The 16,447-nt window shown below is 74.4% G+C and carries 11 protein-coding genes; 5 read left to right on the top strand and 6 right to left on the bottom strand.

What is annotated here, in order from left to right; all coding sequences use genetic code 11:
• Positions 1-213: 213 nt before the first annotated feature.
• From AAT21_RS05695 to AAT21_RS05670, 6 genes are all read right to left on the bottom strand, one after another.
• The gene (locus AAT21_RS05695; protein ID WP_079025469.1) at positions 214-2,079 is read right to left on the bottom strand and encodes an ABC transporter ATP-binding protein; all 1,866 of its coding nucleotides are present in this window, start codon (positions 2,077-2,079) and stop codon (positions 214-216) included.
• Positions 2,076-3,773, bottom strand: coding sequence for an ABC transporter transmembrane domain-containing protein (locus AAT21_RS05690; RefSeq protein ID WP_046775689.1), 1,698 nt, complete (start codon positions 3,771-3,773; stop codon positions 2,076-2,078). Before AAT21_RS05690 ends, AAT21_RS05695 begins: the two co-directional genes overlap by 4 nt.
• Positions 3,770-5,269: an AMP-binding protein gene (locus tag AAT21_RS05685; protein ID WP_046775688.1), complete on the bottom strand. Its 1,500-nt coding sequence runs from the start codon at positions 5,267-5,269 to the stop codon at positions 3,770-3,772. Before AAT21_RS05685 ends, AAT21_RS05690 begins: the two co-directional genes overlap by 4 nt.
• A 32-nt stretch (positions 5,270-5,301) precedes the next feature.
• Entirely contained in the window at positions 5,302-7,056 is a 1,755-nt protein-coding gene (locus AAT21_RS05680; RefSeq protein WP_046775687.1) for a condensation domain-containing protein, read from the bottom strand.
• A complete protein-coding gene (locus tag AAT21_RS39640; RefSeq protein WP_046777061.1) occupies positions 7,053-8,786 on the bottom strand; it encodes a carbamoyltransferase family protein in 1,734 nt (577 codons plus the stop codon). The genes AAT21_RS05680 and AAT21_RS39640 overlap by 4 nt, the downstream gene beginning before the upstream one ends.
• Positions 8,787-8,855: 69 nt before the next feature.
• Positions 8,856-9,476 carry a helix-turn-helix domain-containing protein gene (locus tag AAT21_RS05670; protein ID WP_046775686.1) on the bottom strand — a complete coding sequence of 207 codons (621 nt, stop codon included), beginning with the start codon at positions 9,474-9,476 and terminating at the stop codon, positions 8,856-8,858.
• Positions 9,477-9,963: 487 nt separating this feature from the next.
• Between AAT21_RS05670 and AAT21_RS05665 the strand changes: the two genes are divergently transcribed.
• From AAT21_RS05665 to AAT21_RS05645, 5 genes are all read left to right on the top strand, one after another.
• Positions 9,964-11,355, top strand: coding sequence for a KamA family radical SAM protein (locus AAT21_RS05665; RefSeq protein ID WP_046775685.1), 1,392 nt, complete (start codon positions 9,964-9,966; stop codon positions 11,353-11,355).
• 20 nt (positions 11,356-11,375) lie between these two features.
• Complete coding sequence (vioD, locus tag AAT21_RS05660; protein ID WP_052757656.1) at positions 11,376-12,536, top strand: capreomycidine synthase; 1,161 nt, start codon at positions 11,376-11,378, stop codon at positions 12,534-12,536.
• A 95-nt stretch (positions 12,537-12,631) separates the two neighbouring features.
• Entirely contained in the window at positions 12,632-14,512 is a 1,881-nt protein-coding gene (locus AAT21_RS05655; RefSeq protein ID WP_235438694.1) for an amino acid adenylation domain-containing protein, read from the top strand.
• 128 nt (positions 14,513-14,640) lie between these two features.
• Positions 14,641-15,675 carry an arginine beta-hydroxylase, Fe(II)/alpha-ketoglutarate-dependent gene (gene vioC, locus AAT21_RS05650; RefSeq protein ID WP_046775683.1) on the top strand — a complete coding sequence of 345 codons (1,035 nt, stop codon included), beginning with the start codon at positions 14,641-14,643 and terminating at the stop codon, positions 15,673-15,675.
• Between the two features lie 6 nt (positions 15,676-15,681).
• Entirely contained in the window at positions 15,682-16,431 is a 750-nt protein-coding gene (locus AAT21_RS05645) for a hypothetical protein (protein ID WP_046775682.1), read from the top strand.
• Positions 16,432-16,447: the final 16 nt, after the last annotated feature.

The raw sequence follows: 16,447 nt of genomic DNA, 5'->3' as shown, positions 1-16,447 counted from the left end.
TCCTTCCTTCCTTCCTTCCTTCCTTCTGCGCTGCGACGGCAGCAGTCCCAGCCTGTCTCCGCGTCCCTCCGCCGCGCTTGGGCCGTCCGGGCCCCTCACGGGTACCGGTCGGACCCTTCCCGGCGCCCCGTCCGGTGCGGGCACCGGCAAGAACCGTGCGCGGGTCAGGTCAGTGGCCGTCGGGGGCGGCAGGATCGCGCGCAAGCGCGCAGCTCAGGCTCGGCGTGCCGAATCCCAGGAGTGCCAGAGGGCCGCGTAGGCGCCGGCGGCGGACAGGAGTTCTTCGTGGCTGCCCAGTTCGACGATCCGGCCCGCGTCCATGACCGCGATGCGGTCCGCGTCGCGGACCGAGTCCAGGCGGTGCACGATCGAGATGACCGTGCGGCCCTCGATCAGGGCGGCCAGCGAGCGCTCGACCCGGCGTGAGGCGGTGGAGTCCAGCAGCGCGGTGGCCTCGTCGAGGACCAGTGCGTGCGGGTCCGACAGCAGCAGCCGGGCGAGGGCCAGTTGCTGGGCGTGCGAGGGGGACACCAGGGCCGCGCCGTGGCCGATCTCGCTGTCCAGGCCGTCGGGCAGGGAGCGTACCCAGTCGGCGAGCAGGACGGTGTCCAGCGCCTCCCACAGCCTCGGGTCCGCCGCGCCTCCCCGGTCCTCGGCCTCCTCCTCTTCGGCGGCGCCGACGGCCAGCAGCAGGTTGTCCCGTACCGTGCCGGTGAACACGTGCTGTTCCTGGGTGACCAGTACGATCTCCCGCCGCAGCCGGTCCACCGGCAGGCCGGCCACGTCGGCGCCGCCGATGCGTACGGTCCCCCGGGTGGCGTGGTGCACGCCGGCGAGGAGTTTGCCGAGGGTGGACTTGCCCGCGCCTGAGGCGCCGACGACCACCAGCCGCTCGCCCGCCGCGATGTCCAGGTCGACGCCAGTCAGTACCTCGCGGCTCGGCCCGTAGCCGAAGTGAACCCCGTCGAGGCGGATGGCGTGCCCGTCGGAGGGCGGCGGCGTGCCCGGCTCCTCGCGGGGCAGGCGTTCGACGCCGAGGATGCGGCGGAGCGCGGCGTTGCCGATCTGGAGTTCGTCGGTCCAGGTCAGCAGGTCGTTCAGGGGCTCGCCGAGGGCCTGTACGTAGAGCACGACCGCGGTCAGCTCGGCCAGTCCCACCTCGCCGCGCTGGTAGGCGAGTCCGCCGATGAGGAGGGTGAGCGCCATCGGGACCATCGTGGCCAGGTCCAGGCTGGGGAACCAGATGGTCTGGAGCCAGGTGGTGCGCTGTCGGGTGCGCACCACCCGGTCCACGGCCGCTCCGTGGCGGCCAAGCTGGCGCGGGCCCAGCCCCAGGGCCTCGACGGTGGCGGCGCCGCGCGTCGTCTCGTGGGTGACGGCCAGGACGTCGGCCTCCTCGGCGAGCAGGCGCTCGTACGCGCGGGTGGCGCGGGGCCGGTACCACCAGGTGGAGAGGACGGCGAAGGGTATGCCGGCCAGCAGCCCGAGGGCGAGCAGCGGCGAGGTGAGCAGGATGGCCGCGAAGGTGAAGACCAGGGTGACGGCGGCCAGCGCGATGCGCGGGACAGCCTGCCGGATGCTCTCGTTCAGCCGGTCGGCGTCGGTGGTGGCGCGGCTGAGCAGGTCGCCCGTCCCGACGGCCTCGACCTCGGAGAGGGGCAGCCGCAGCACCCTGCTGACGAAGTTCTCGCGGGTGCGGGCGAGGACGCGTTCGCCGAGCAGGGTGGCCTGGGTGCGGGCGGCGCGGGCGAGGAGGGCGTGGCCGACGAGGATGGCGACGAAGGCGAGGGAGAGCACGTCCACGCGGCCGGTGGTGGTGCCGTCCTTGACCGATTCGACGAGGTGGCCGAGGAGCCGGGGGCCGACGAGGCTCGCGGCGAGGGCCGCGGCGAACAGGCCGAAGGTCAGGGCCAGTCGGGGGGCCTCGCCGCGCAGGAAGACGGCGGTCCAGGCGCGGACCTCGGCCCGCCCGGCGAGCGGCAGCCGGCCGGCCCCGGGGGCTTCGGCGGGTGCCGGGTCCGGGGCGGCCACGTCGGCGCCGCGGGCCGGGGCGGTGGCCCGGGTGGGGGTGGTGGTCATGAGGGAACTCCTGCGGAGCGGTCGGTGGCGCCGGCGGCGGGCTCCGCGTCGAGGCGGACCACGTGGTCGGCGGCGGCCCGCCACAGCGGGCTGTCCGTGAGGACCACCGTGGTCCGGCCGGCGCGCAGGGCGGCGACCCGTTCGACGATGCGGGCTTCGGTGTGGGCGTCGACCGAGGCGGTGGGGTCCTCCAGGATCAGCAGGTCCGGGGCGGCGAGCAGGGCGCGGGCGAGGACCAGCCGCTGGCGCTGTCCCCCGGACAGGGTGCGCCCCCCCTCGTCCAGCCAGGCGTCGAGGCCGCCGTGCAGGGCCTCGACGACGTCGGTGGCGTCGGCGGCGGACAGGGCCCGGTCCAGGGCCTCGGGCGGGCGGGCGGAGCCGCCGGTCAGCTCCTCGCGGACGGTGCCGCTGAAGAGGATGTCGGCGGGTCCGGAGCGCAGCAGTCGCGCGGACAGCTCGTCCGGGTCGGCCCGGTCCAGGGGGACGCCGCCGATCCGGACGGCGCAGGGGCCGCCGTCGGGGTGGGCGCCGGGGCGGCTGAGCCGGTCGGCGAGGCCGCCGACGCGGTCGGCGGGTGCGGTGATCACGGTGAGGCGGCCGGCGGCGGCCTGTACGCCGGTGCCGGCGTCGGCCAGGGCGAGGGCGCCGGCCGGCAGCGGGGCGGGATCCTCGGGGCGGACGGTCTCGGGGGTCAGCCGCAGCAGGGTGCAGACGCGGCCGGCGGCGACCTTGGCCAGGCTCAGGGTCTCCGCGGCTTCGGTGGCCGTGCTGACGGGCAGGGTGAGGAAGGCGGAGGCTCCGTAGAAGGCGACGAGTTCACCGGCGGTGATGGTGCCGTTCAGGGCGAGCCGGGCGCCGAGCCAGACGATGCCGACGGTGACCAGCCCGGGCAGGAAGACTCCGGCGGCCTGGAGCCAGGCCTCCATCCGGCCGGCGGATTCGCCGGCCCGGCGGACCTGCTGGCTGGTGCGGCGGAAGCGCTCGGCGAAGCGGGCCTCGCCGCCGATGCCGCGCAGGATGCGCAGGCCCGCCACGATGTCGCCGGCCTGGGAGGTGGCGATGCCCATCTGCTCGCGCTGGGCCTCGTCGCGTTCCTGGAGGGGGCGCAGCAGGGGGCCGATGCCGAGGACGGCGGCGGGGACGCCGATGAGCACGGCGAGCCCGAGCACGGGCGAGGGGAGGGTGAGGGTGACGGCGACCAGGACGGCGGCGACAACGGCGCCGATGGTGCGGCCGACGACCTCGAAGGCGTTGCCGATGCTCTCCACGTCGGCGGAGGCGGAAGCGGCCACGTCGCCCGAGCGGGCCTTGCCGCGCAGGGTGGCGCCGAGCCGCACGACCTGGCGTACGAGGACACGGTGGGTGACGGACAGGGCGTGGGCCTCGGCGCCGACGGCAGCCTGGATGAGGCCGGCGCCGGCGACGGCCTGGAGGACGCCGAGGCCCAGGGCGACCAGCGACCACAGGTAGAGGCCGGTCTGGCCGGTGGCCGCCCCGGCCTCGTCGATGGCCCGGCCGAGGACCAGCGGGATCAGTGCCAGGGGGACCATCCACAGCACGCCGAGCAGGGCGGCGAGCAGGAGCGGCCGGGGGCGGATCCGGGCCAGCCACCACAGGTAGGCCCAAGGGCCTCCGGCCTCCGCCTCGGGGACGGTGGCGGGGGCGACGGAGGCGTCGAAGAGTCGGTTGCTCACAGGTACCGGTCCCGGGTGCGCGCGCGGTCGACCTTTCCGGTGCGGGTGTGCACCAGTTCGGGCACGGCGATGATCCGGTCGGGGACGAGGGGGCCGGGGACGGCGGCCCGGAGCCGTTCGCGCAGGGCCGTGTCGGTGGCCTCGGCCGCTTCGGGCGCGAGGGTCACGAAGGCGAGCAGGACGGTGTGTTCGCCCTTGTCGTGCGCCGCGGCGGCGACGGCCGTCACCTCCGGGAGCCGGCCCACGGCCCCTTCGACGTCGAGCAGGTCCACGCGGTGGCCGCGGATCTTGACCTGGTGGTCGATGCGGCCGTGGAAGACGAGCGAGCCCTCCGCGTCCTCGGTGACGAGGTCGCCGGTGCGGTACCAGCGCTCGGTGCCGCCGCCGTGGTCGGCCTCGACGAAGCGGGCGGCGGTCCGGTCGGGGGCGTCGAGGTAACCGGTGCTCAACTGGGGTCCGGCCACGAGGAGTTCCCCGGGGCCATCCGGCGCGTCGGGCCGGGCCAGCACGGTCTGCCGTACGGAGGGCAGCGGGCGGCCGATGGGCACCCCGTCCGGGAATGCCGCGGCCGCACCCGGGCCGGCGAGGACGGCGCTGTGGGTGACCAGCGCGGTTTCGGTGGATCCGTAGGTGTTGAGCAGGACGACGTGGTCGGCGCCGAGCCGCCGCCAGCGCTCCAGCATGTCGGGCCGGACGGCCTCACCGCCGATCACGACGGTCTCGACGGAGCCGGGCAGCGGGCGTCCGGTGTCGAGCAGATGGCCGGTGTAGAGGTGCCAGTAGTCGACGGGCAGGTTGACGAGGGTGACCTCGTGATCGGTCAGGACCCGGTCGAGGTCGGCCTCGCTGTCCTCGTCGAGGACGACGAGTCCGCCGGCCAGCAGGGTCGGCAGGATCTCCTCCAGGCTGGTGTCGCCGTCCGCCCGGTGGAAGTTGAGGGCTACGGTGCCGGGCCCGACCCCGTAGTGCCGGCCCAGGTGCGGCAGGACGGCATGCAGTGCGCCGTGCGGGACCACGGCCGCCTTGGGGGCGCCGGTGGAGCCGGAGGTGAACAGGACGTAGGCCGGGTCCTCCGGCCGGACCGGCTCGCCCGTCTCGGGCAGGGGGGCTTTGGAACGGCCCCAGTTGGGCCGCAGGACGCGGTCGACGGCGGGCAGCCGGCCGGTCTCGGCGGTGGCGACGAGCTCCCGGCAGCCGAGGGCGCGCAGGGCCGCCTGGGTGTGGTCGAGCGGCTCGTCGGCGAGGGGGACGTAGCCCCGGCCGGCGGCCAGGACGCCGAGGATGGCCGCGATGTCGCGGACGCTGTGGTGCGTCTGGACGGCCACCACCGGGCGGCCGGCCGCCGGGCCGCGGGTGGACACGAGGTCGGCGACGGCCCCTGCCCAGCGGGCCAGCTGGCCGTATCCGACGGTCACGCCGTTGTCGACCACGGCGGGCCGGTCCGGTTCCGAGCGGGCGATGGCGAAGAAGGGGTCCAGCATGCTGGGCAGGGTCATGGCAGGTCTCTTCCGGTCCGTCCGTGCGGCGGTCAGCGGGTGGGGGCCCCGGCGCCCGGCGCGCCGGGGCCGTCCAGGGCGTCCAGGAGGGTGACGAGGGCATGCCGGTGGCGGGCGGCGAGCGTGCGTACGGTCGCCTCCTCGTGCAGAGCGGTGGAGTACCACCACTCGACGCGCAGGGTTCCGTCCTCCGTGGTGGCGATGACCTCGACGGCGTGCGGGCGGGTCCAGTGCGGGGCGGTGATGTCGCCGACCGGTTCCGGGGCCACGTCCGGCAGGAGGGTGCCCAGGGGCAGGGTGTCCGCGTCGTCGCCCTCGAAGTCGTAGGAGACGTCGCTGGGCGGGGCGGCGCGCAGGACGGCCGCGATCCGCGGCCGGCCGTGCCGGGTGAGCGCGCCGTGGCCCACGCCGCCGCCGGGCAGGGCGGCGAGATGGCCCACGGTCGTGGCCAGGCGTTCGGCCGGGGTGGCGGCGGCCAGGTCCAGGCGGACGGGGACGGTGGTGGTGAACCAGCCGGTGGTGCGGGCCAGATGGGTGTCCCCGACACTCTCCTCGCGGCCGTGGCGCAGTACGTCCACGCGGACCGCGGGCACGCCGAGCCGTTCGGCCAGGGCCTCGCCCAGGGCGTGCAGGACGAGGTCGCCGGCATGGGCGCGGTGGGCGCGGGCCGCCGTGTGGAGGCGGGCGGTGAGCTCGGCGGGGAACTCCTCGCGGTGGGTGGCCGCGGTGGCGGCGGTGTTCACGGCCCGCGGGTCGGCCACGGGGTGGTCCGGAGGCAGGGCGGCGGGGGTGCGGGCCACCTCGGTCCACCACTCGGCCTGCTCCTCCGCCTCGGGGGTGCGGGCGTGGGCCGCGAGGGCCTGCGCCCACTCCGGGTAGGAGGTGCCCTCGGCGGGCCATACGTCGTGGCGGCCCTCCTCCAGGGCGGTGTACACCTCCTCCAGGTCGGCGAGCAGGACGGACCAGGACACCATGTCGATCGCGATCTGGTGGACGACGATCAGCAGCCGGCCTGCCCGGGCGGGGCCGGCGTCGAAGCGGACGAAGCGGGCCACGCGGCCCCGCTGCGGGTCCAGGGAGCGCTGTTCGACGGCGCAGCGCAGGGCGACCGCGGCCGAGAGGTCGGCGTCGGCCAGCTCGGAGACGTCGACGGTGTCGAGCGCCGCTCCGAGGGCGGCGCCGGGCGGGCCGTCGGTGTCCAGGGCGGCGGTCTGCTGCCGGGGGCGGCGGGCCGGGCGGTCCTCGACGGCCAGCCGGAGCGAGGCGTGGCCGGCGACGAGCCGGCGGACGGCCTCGGCGAACAGGCCGGGGTCGATGCCCGGTCTGGTGGTGAAGAGCAGGGCCTGGTTCCACTGGCCGCGCTCGCCGGCCTGTTCCTCCCACGCCTGCTCCTGGGAGGGGGTGAGGACGACCGGCCCGTGGGCGGTGCCGGGCGGGGCGGCCTCGGCCCCGCCGCGCAGGGCGGCCCGCCCGGCGACGAGCGCGGCGAGAGCGGCGGTGGTCAGCCCGGGGGCGAACATCTCGCGCAGCTGCACCCGTACGCCGAAGGACGCCTCGATGCGGCGGGCGGTGCGGATCAGGTCGAGGGAGTCCACGCCGAGGTCGACCAGCGGGCCGGTGAGGTCGGCGTCGGGGTCGAGCACCGCCTCGGCGAGCCAGCCCGCGAGCCGGGCGTGGATCTCCTCCTGGGGCGGGGCGTCGGGGGCGCTGGTCTCGGGGGACTCGGGGGCCGCGGCCTCGGGGGCGTCGGCCTCGGGAGCGCTCTCCTGCTGTACCGGGGCGGTCACGCGCCGGCCTCCCCGGGGAACCCGGCGGGGCGGCGTATCAGGAACGGGCCGAGGGCGAGGGCGTCGAGGGGCAGCCGGTGGAAGGTGGCGAGGGCGTCGCGCGGGCTGCACACGACCGGTTCGTCACGGCCGTTGAAGGAGGTGTTCATGATGACGGGGGTCCCGGTGTGTCCGCCGACCGCGCCGATGAGGCGGTGGTAGAGCGGATCGACCGCGGCCGAGACGGTCTGCGGCCGGGTGGTGCGGTCGCTGTGGACGACGGCGGGCATGGCCGCGGCGCCGGCCTCGGTGACGGGCGTGGTGACGATCATGTAGGGCAGCGGGGTGGCGGTGCCGATCAGGGCCTCGGCGGCCTCCTCCTGCATGCTCGGCGCGAACGGCCGCCACGCCTCACGGTCCTTGATGCGCACGTTGACCCGGTCGCGGGTGGACTCCGGGTCGGGTACGGCGACCAGGCTGCGGTGTCCCAGCGCGCGCGGGCCGCCCTCGGCGCGGCCCTGGAACCAGCCCGAGACCCCGCCCGCGGCCAGTACGCCGGCGGTGGCGGCGGCGATGTCGGCGGGCTCGGTGTAGGGGGTGCCGGAGGCGTCCAGGATCCGGCGGATCTCGTCGGGGGACCACTGCGGGCCCCAGGCCACCGAGCCGTCCATGGGCCGGATGCGGTCGCCCTCCCGGGCGGCGACCCAGACCGCGGCGCCGAGCGAGACGCCCTGGTCGCCGGCGAGGGGCTGCACGAAGAGGTCCTGGACCTCGGGCATGCGCATGATCTTGCCGTTGAGGGTGGCGTTGAAGCCGACGCCGCCGGCGATCAGCAGCGTGGTCTCGCCGGTCTCCCGGAGCAGGCCGCGGACCAGGCCCATGACGGCGCGCTCCAGCGCGGCCTGCGCGGTGGCGGCGAGGTCGCGGTACTCGAAGGGGTCCCGGTCGGTGACCTTGCCGTAGCGGCCGGTGCGGGAGTCGAAACGGCGCACCCCGCGGTTGGGCGCCTCGGGGAGGGTCTTCTCCAGGTGCTCCATCCAGTACCGGATGGTGGCCGTCTCCTCGTCCGTGGTGCCCGTGGAGCGCAGGTCGGGCGGGACGACGCCGATGGTGAAGTCCTCGTCGGTGAAGCCGAAGGCGCCGCCGAAGCTCAGGTCGCCGGGGGTGCCGTAGGAGGCCAGGCCCATCATCTTGCCCGCGGCGTCGGCGCCGAGGCCGGCGTACTCGCAGACTGCGGCGTAGAAGTAGCCCAGCGACCAGCCGGGGGTGTGCGCGCGCAGTGTCTTGATCTCGCCGTCGATTCCCACGGCGAGGGTGGTGCTCTCGTTCTCGCCCTGGCCGTCGAGGACGAGGATCGCGCCCCGGTCGCGCCCGGAGAGGTGGTAAGCGCTGGCGGCATGCGCGATGTGGTGGTTGACGAAGGTCAGCCGGGGATCGCGGGCCCGCGGGAACAGTGCCTTGGGCAGCAGGTGTTCGAGGGCGTCCGCGTCGCTGTCGAACCAGTCCAGGCCGCGGTCCGCGAAGAGGGTGGGCAGGTCCCAGCCGTGGGCGACCACGTCGATGTCGTCCAGGGTGAGACCGCCCTCCGCCAGGCAGTAGGCGGCGGCGTGGAGGGGCGCTTCCCCGTAGGCGTGCTTGTTGCGGGTGAAGCGTTCCTCCTCGGCGAGGGCGATGACCTCACCGTCCACGACGAGGCAGGCCGCACCGTCGTGGCTGGCGCCGGGCCAGCCGTTGACTCCGAGCACACGCATGTTCAGTCCCCAAAGGTCGGTCGGCATCCGCCGGATCCGCCTCGGGCCCATGGGGCGCTCGGCGTCCGGTCACGCCAACGGATCTTGTCGGTCCGCCGGGTTGTACACGACCTGGGAGTTTGTGCGGAGATCCGCGGCGAATATCGCGGATGCCGCCTTCAGCACCGCGTTGGCGTGCCGCAGCTGCTCGACCTCGTTGCGCAGCCGCCGCAGTTCGGCCCGCTCGTCGGCGGTCAGCGCGTCCTGGGCGGGACGGCGCGCGGCGGCCACGGGCGGGGCGACGGCGCGGGCCGCGGCGCCCGGCCCGGTCCGCCGGGCCGGGGCGACGGAGGCGCCTGTTCCGGGGCGGCGGCCGGCGGCCGGCGGCTGGGTGGGGACCAGGCCGTTGCCGGTCGGCTGGCCCCGGGCGGGGACATCGTGTCCCTCCAGGGCCGTGCTGAGGCGGTACCAGCGGCGGGTCCACGCTTCCGGATCGCCCTCGCAGGCGGCAACGTAGGCGAGCGTCACCTTCAAGGAGGGCTTGTGCAGTCCGCGGGCCGCCTCCGCGAGGGTGGCCACGGAGTAGTGGGCTCGTTTCGCCATGGTCCGGTAGGAGGGGTTCCCGGCCTGCTTGCGCAGAGCGCGCAATGCGTGGGCGAACTCCTCCAGCGGTCCGGCTGTGGGGTCTAACAACCGCTCTGGCCTGGGCATGCCTCTCCCCTGAATGATCGACGGTGTTGTCGAGTGAAGCGTCGGCTCCCCCGTGCCGTACAACCCGGTCAACGGCGTACGGCTCCGACGCGAGAACCGGTCCGATGCTCGGGACGCGACCGGAAACCGTCGCACCGGATCTCTCGGACATTGGTACATGCCACTGACATATCCATCAATCGGCAATCGACGCTTCCGGCCACGCGGAGGGCGGTTCGGCCGAATGAGACTCCTCGGATCAACACCGTCTCGACGCCCGTCCAGAAGCGTTCCCCCGACGTTCCTCTTCCCGCCCCGGAACGTTGTCCCGCACAAGTGCGCGACCGTTCGTTGCCCGCACAACCATCCGCCTTCGGCGGTCTTTTGTACAGGGGCACTCGGGCAGAGTGCCCCGTACAACCGGCTCTCGTGTACAACGCCGGAGCTCTGCAAGATCGGTTGCTGTCAGGCGATACGGCCGAAACCGACGGGAATGGGTGGCGGGTTGGTGGACACAGCACGCAGCCAGACGGAATCAGCAGCGCTCGAAGGCGTCTACGAGTACCGGAAGAGCCCACTGGTGGAACCGGACTGGAGGCGCTTCCCCGGATGGCGTGAAGTCACCGGTGCGGAATGGGCGGATCCGCAGTGGCAGCGCGCCCACTGCGTCAAGGACGCGAAAGGACTGCGCGCGGTCGTCGGCGATCTGCTCGACGAGGCGTTCTACGAGGACTGGGAACAGGACAGGCTGCACCGCGCCACCATGTCGGTGCTCCTGCCGCCCCAGATGCTCAACACCATCGCCCCGGAGGCCGCCGCGGCCCGCCCGGGCGAGCTGACCAAGGCTTTCTACGACGACCCTGTACGCCGCTACATGCTGCCGGTGTTCTCCGACCGGCACCCGCAGTGGCCCTCGCACCCGATGGCCAGCCGGGACTCACTGCACGAGCAGGACATGTGGGTGGTGGAGGGGCTGACCCACCGCTACCCCACCAAGGTGCTGGCCGAACTGCTGTCGACCTGCCCGCAGTACTGCGGGCACTGCACCCGCATGGACCTGGTGGGCAACTCCACGCCCCAGGTCACCAAGAACAAGCTCCAGCTCAAGCCCGTCGACCGGGCCGACCGGATCCTGGAGCACCTGCGCGCCTCCCCCGGCATCCGGGACGTGGTGGTGTCGGGCGGCGACCTGGCCAACCTGCCCTGGCCTCGGCTGGAGCGCTTCGTGGACGGGCTGCTGGACATCGAGTCGATCCGCGACATCCGGCTCGCCAGCAAGGGGCTGATCGGACTGCCCCAGCACTGGAACTCCGCGCCGGTGCTCCAGGGCGTCGAGCGCATCGCCCGCAAGGCCCGCTCCCGCGGGGTGCGCGTCGCGCTGCACACGCACGCCAACGCCGCGCAGCAGGTGACGGCCGGGGTGGCGCGGGCCTCCTGGGCCCTCCTGGGTGCCGGTCTGCACGACGTACGCAACCAGGGCGTGCTGATGCGCGGGATCAACGACAACGCGCACGACCTGCTCGACCTCTGTTTCGCGCTAATCGATCACGCCGGCATCACTCCGTACTACTTCTACATGTGCGACATGATCCCGAACGCCGAGCACTGGCGTGTACCGCTGCACCGCGCCCAGCTGATCCAGCATCAGATTCTGGGCTACCTGCCGGGATTCTCCACCCCGCGCATCGTCTGCGACGTACCGATGGCCGGCAAACGGTGGGTGGACCAGGCCGACTCCTACGACCGCGAGCTCGGGGTGTCGCACTGGAGCAAGAGCTTCCTCACACCGCTGGAGGCGGCGGACCCGGACGCCCACAGCGGCTCCTACCAGTACTACGACCCCATCGACACGCTCCCGCTCTCCGGGCAGCGCTGGTGGCGGGAAGCCCGTCAGGGGTAGAGAAGGGACAGTTGCACAGCATGAGCAGTCTCCGTCCACGGCGTGAAGACCCTCCGGTGCTGGAGGAGTGGTACCGCCGGCACCTCGGCCCGGACATCCACGACATCAGCTCCAGCGGCGTCCACCCGTACACCTTCGCCGAGATACGCGACCTGTGCCGCATCCCGGTGGCCGATCTCGACGAGATCGTCATGGACGACAGCGTCTCCCAGGGCGGGGCCGGCATCCGCCAGGCCGTCGCCGACCGCTATGCCGGCGGCGACGCCGACCGGGTCCTGATCACGCACGGGTCCAGCGAGGCCGTTGCGCTGACGCTGAGCGCCCTGCTGCACCCGGGCGACCGGGTCGTCGTACAGGAGGGCATCTACCACTCGCTGGGCCACTACCCGCGGGCGGCCGGCTGCGACGTCGTCGAACTGCCGGCGCGGGCCGTGCGCGACGGCGGGATCGACCCCGAGGTGCTGGACGAGCTGATCACCCCGGACACCGCCGCGGTGATCGTCAACTTCCCGCACAACCCCAGCGGCGTCACGCTGTCCCAGCCGGGCCTCAAGGCGCTGACCGAGCGCACCGCGGCCACCGGCGCCGTGCTCGTGTGGGACGCCGCCACCGCCGAGATCGCGCACCGCTGGGAGGTGCTGCCGGACCCCGGCGCCGAGGGCGGCGACACGGTGTCCTACGGCACCTTCTCGAAGACCTTCGGCCTGCCCGGCCTGCGGGTGGGCTGGGCCATCGCGCCGAAGGAGCTGATCACCGCCACCTTCCCGCTGCGCGACCGGACCACCCTCTTCCTCTCCCCCCTGGTCGAGCTGGTCGCCGAGCGGGCCATGCGGCACGCCGACGAGCTCATCGGCCGCCGGGCGGCCGAGGCCCGGCGCAACCTCGCGCACCTGACGGAGTGGATGGCCGAGCACGAGGAGCTGGTCCGCTGGACCCCACCGGAGGGCGGCGTGTGCGCCCTGCCCGTCTTCCGCGAGCTGGAGGAGGCGGCGGCCGGACCGGAGGCGGTGGAACGGTTCTGTCTGGAACTGCTCGCCCGCCACCGCACCCTGCTGGTGCCCGGCACCGCCTTCGGCGCGCCGCACGCCGCCCGGCTCGGCTTCGGCGGCCCGGAGGAGGGCTTCCGGGCCGGTCTCGAAGGGCTGTCGGAGTTCCTGCTGGCGCGGAAGGCCGGACGGTGACCGCCGTGACCGGGCCTGACGTGAACGGGCCTGACGTGACCGGGGCAGACCTGAACGGGCCTGGTGCGACCGGGCCCGACACAACCGGGCCTGACGTGACCGAACCCGCCGTGACCGAACCCGACGTGACCGGGCCCGACGTGCTCGACCTGTGGGAGCACTCGGTCCGCGAGCACACCGGCGGGCCCGCGCTCGTGACCCCGCACCGGGTGCTGACCTACCGGGACGCGGACCGGCTCACCGACGCCTGGGCCGCCTTCCTCGCGGAGCGCGGCGCGGGCCCCGGGGAGCTGGTGGGCCTCGCCTTCGGCGACCCCGCCCGTACGGTGCTCGGCATGCTGGCGGCGCTCAAGGCCGGCGCCGGGTTCACCGTCCTGGACGACCGGCTGCCGCCCGCCGCCCGTACGGCGCTGGTGGCCCGCACAGCCGCCGCGGTGTGGCTGGGCGACGGGGCGCACGCGCCCGAGGGGGCCTGCGTACCGCACGGCCCCGCCGAGGACGCGGACGTCACGGAACCGGCCCGTCCGGTGCGCCGGGCCGACGGGTCCGATGTGGCGTACGTGCTGTTCACCTCCGGCTCCACCGGCCGGCCCAAGGGCACGGTCATCGAGCGGGACGCGCTGCGCCGCTTCGCGGCCGCGGTCGCGAGCCGGCTGGAACTGACCGCGCACGACCGCTGGCTCCAGGTGGCGTCGCTGGGCTTCGACGTGCTGATCGAGGAGGTCTTCCCCGCGTTCGCCGCGGGAGCGGCCGTGGTGTGCCGCGAGGACACCCGGGCGCTGGACGCCGAGGAACTGCACATCGCCCTGGCCCGGACCCGGGCCACCGTGGTCGAACTGTCCACCCAGTACTGGCTGGAGTACGCCCGCTGGCTGGACGGGAGCGGCACGGCCACGCCGGAGACCCTGCGCACCGTGGTGGTGGGCGGCGAGCGGATGGACCCGGTCCCCTACCGGCGCTGGCAGGCCCGGCAGCCCGCGGTCCTTGCCCACGTCTACGGGCTGACCGAATGCACCGTCAGCTCCACCTTCTACACCGGGCTGCTGCCCTCCGACGCCGAGGAGGTGCCGCTCGGCACCGCCCTGCAGGACGTGGAGATCAGCATCCGGCAGGACGGCCGCCCGGTCCCGGACGGCGGGACCGGGGAGATCCACATCGGCGGCCCGCTGCTGGCCCGCGGCTTCCTCGACGACGAGGAGGCCACCGCCCGCCGCTTCGTGCCCGACCCGTACGCGAGCACCCCGGGCGGCCGTGTGTACCGCACGGGGGACCTGGGCCGGATCGACGCGGACGGGCAGCTGGTCTTCCTCGGCCGGGTCGACGACCAGGTCAAGATCCGCGGACACCGGCTGGAGCCCGCCCGGGTGGAGCGCGCTCTGTGCGAGGGCGGCGTCGGCCAGGCCGTGGTCTTCCCCGACCCCGAGACCGGCACCGTCCTGTGGGCGTTCACCGTGCCGGCCGACCCCGCGGCGGCGCCCCTGCCCGGCGAGGCCGTCCGGCTCACGGGCGCCGACCGGGACGCCCTGGTGGCCCCGCTGGAGGCACAGCTGCCCGACTGGGCGGTGCCGCGGGTGCTGTACCGGGTGTCCGTCCTGCCGAAGAACCCGCACGGCAAGGTCGACAAGCGGCGGCTGGCCACCTGGGCGGCTGCGGCCTCCGCCGCCTCCGGGGCGCCGGCCACGGCAGCGGCACCGGTCGCGGCAGCGGCACCGGTCCCGGAAGCCGCGGGCACCGGGCAGGAGCCGCTGGGCACCGTGCTGGCCCTCTTCCGCGAGGTCCTTGACGCCCCCGCCCTCGGCCCCGACGACAACTTCTTCGACCACGGCGGCCAGTCCCTGCTGGCCCTGCGCCTGCTCGCGCGACTGCGCGAGTCCCGGCCCGACGCAGCCGGACTGCGCGCGAGCGCGCTCTTCACGGCCCCGACGCCACGACTGTTCGCCGACGTGCTCGCCGGCCGCGCGGTCGCCCGCCCCTGACCACCGCGTTCCCGGGGCGGGGCCGCATCCGGCCCCGCCCCGCACACCCGCACCACCCGAGGGCCCGCGGCCCGGCTCCGGCCGGCCGCGAGCAGCACCCCTTCCCCGACCACTCAGCGAGAGTTGGCATGTCGAACCTCACCGACCAGTCCACGCCCGGTTACACCCTGACCGCCGACGAGGCGTCCGCCACAGCGGAGCTCGCCCTCGAACTGGCGGCCTCCTATCCCTCCTTCGGCGACCCCCAGCTGCTGCACGACCTGCCGCGCCTCGCGGCCCGGCTGCCCGAAGGCGTGCAGGGCTTCCTGCGCGAGTTCAAACTCGGCGACCGCCACGGCCACACCGTGATCCGCGGGCACGATTTCGACCAGCGGCGCATCGGCCCCACACCCGACCACTGGCGCGGCCGCGGCCGGCCCGGACCGGAGTTCCCCGAAGAGCTGCTGCTGATGCTGTACTCGGCGCTGCTCGGCGAGCCCTTCGGCTGGGCCACGCAGCAGGACGGGCACCTCGTGCACGACATCTTCCCGATCCGCCAGCACGAGAACGACCAGCTCGGCATGGGCAGCAAGGAACTGCTGACCTGGCACACCGAGGACGCCTTCCACCCCTACCGCAGCGACTACCTGATCCTCGGCGCGCTGCGCAATCCCGACCACGTACCCACGACGGTCGGCGAGCTGGATCTGTCCTCCCTGTCGGCCGAGGACATCGACATCCTCTTCGAGCCGCGCTTCTACATCGCGCCCGACGAGTCGCACCTGCCGAAGAACAACACGATCGCCTCCGAGGAGGAGGCGGCCCGGTTCGCCACCATCCAGCGGATGATCGACGAGCGGCCGCTGGGCGCGCTGCTCTACGGCTCGCGCCTGGACCCGTACATGCGCCTGGACCCGTACTTCACCTCCGTACCGGAGGACGACACCGAGGCGCGGCGGGCCTACGACGCACTGTTCAAGGTGGTCGACGCCGGGATGCGGGAGGTCGTCGCGGACCAGGGCGACGTGCTCTTCATCGACAACCACCGGGCCGTGCACGGCCGGCTGCCCTTCCAGGCCCGCTACGACGGCACCGACCGCTGGCTGAAGCGGGTCTGCGTGACGACGGACCTGCGCCGCTCCCGCGAGATGCGGGCCACGGCCGCCACCCGGCTCCTGGGCTGACACGCGGTGGCCCTCACCCTCACCGACCTGTCCCGTGACCCGTGGCTGCTGCCCGAGGTCGACGCCCTGATCGGTGCCAACATGCCCGCGTTCATGAGCTGGGAGTCCCCCGGCAACTGGCGCTGGCACGGCATGTACGACCGCTACGCCGAGCACCAGCTGTGCCTGGTGGACGGCGCCGGGCGCCTGGTCGCGGCCGCCAACGGCCTGCCGGTCCACTGGGACGGCACGACCTCGTCGCTGCCGTCCGGCAGCGACGAGGTCCTGGTGCGGGGCGTCGACCAGGCCCCGCCTGACTGCCCGGACGCCGTATGCATGCTGTCGGTGTCCGTGGACCCCGCGCACCGGGCGGCCGGCCACGCCGAACGGCTGCTCACCGAGGTCCGGCGGCGGGCCGCCCGGCACGCCCCGCGCGGGGTGATCATCCCGGTCCGGCCCACCCGCAAGCCGCTCTACCCGCTGATCCCGATCGACGAGTACGCAGCCTGGCGGCGGCCCGACGGGCGCTGCTTCGACCCCTGGCTGCGCACCCACCTGGAGCTGGGGGCCCGCCAACTCGGTATCGCCCGCGCCTCCCTGGTGATCCGTCAGCCGGTTGTCCGCTGGGCGGAGTTCCTGGGGCACCCGCTGCCCGGCCCGGGCGAGCACCTCCTGCCCGGGGCCCTCGTACCGCTGCGGGTCGCCGCGGACGACCACGGCACCTATACGGAACCCAACGTGTGGGTGCACCACCCCGCCGGCCCCGCCGCACCCTGACCGGCTCCGGGCCGCG

It is taken from the genome of Streptomyces yangpuensis (assembly GCF_001005295.1).
Taxonomy (GTDB): Bacteria; Actinomycetota; Actinomycetes; order Streptomycetales; family Streptomycetaceae; genus Streptomyces; species Streptomyces yangpuensis.
Note: the sequence above shows the minus strand (reverse complement) of the source record. Positions and strands in the feature narration are given on the sequence as shown.

Excerpts from the sequence above, each read along its gene's own strand:
- vioC (WP_046775683.1), top strand. The coding sequence starts at position 14,641 with ATGTCGAACCTCACCGACCAGTCCACGCCCGGTTACACCCTGACCGCC.
- AAT21_RS05695 (WP_079025469.1), bottom strand. The coding sequence starts at position 2,079 with ATGACCACCACCCCCACCCGGGCCACCGCCCCGGCCCGCGGCGCCGAC.
- AAT21_RS05670 (WP_046775686.1), bottom strand. The coding sequence starts at position 9,476 with ATGCCCAGGCCAGAGCGGTTGTTAGACCCCACAGCCGGACCGCTGGAG.
- AAT21_RS05685 (WP_046775688.1), bottom strand. The coding sequence starts at position 5,269 with ATGACCCTGCCCAGCATGCTGGACCCCTTCTTCGCCATCGCCCGCTCG.
- vioD (WP_052757656.1), top strand. The coding sequence starts at position 11,376 with ATGAGCAGTCTCCGTCCACGGCGTGAAGACCCTCCGGTGCTGGAGGAG.
- AAT21_RS39640 (WP_046777061.1), bottom strand. The coding sequence starts at position 8,786 with ATGCGTGTGCTCGGAGTCAACGGCTGGCCCGGCGCCAGCCACGACGGT.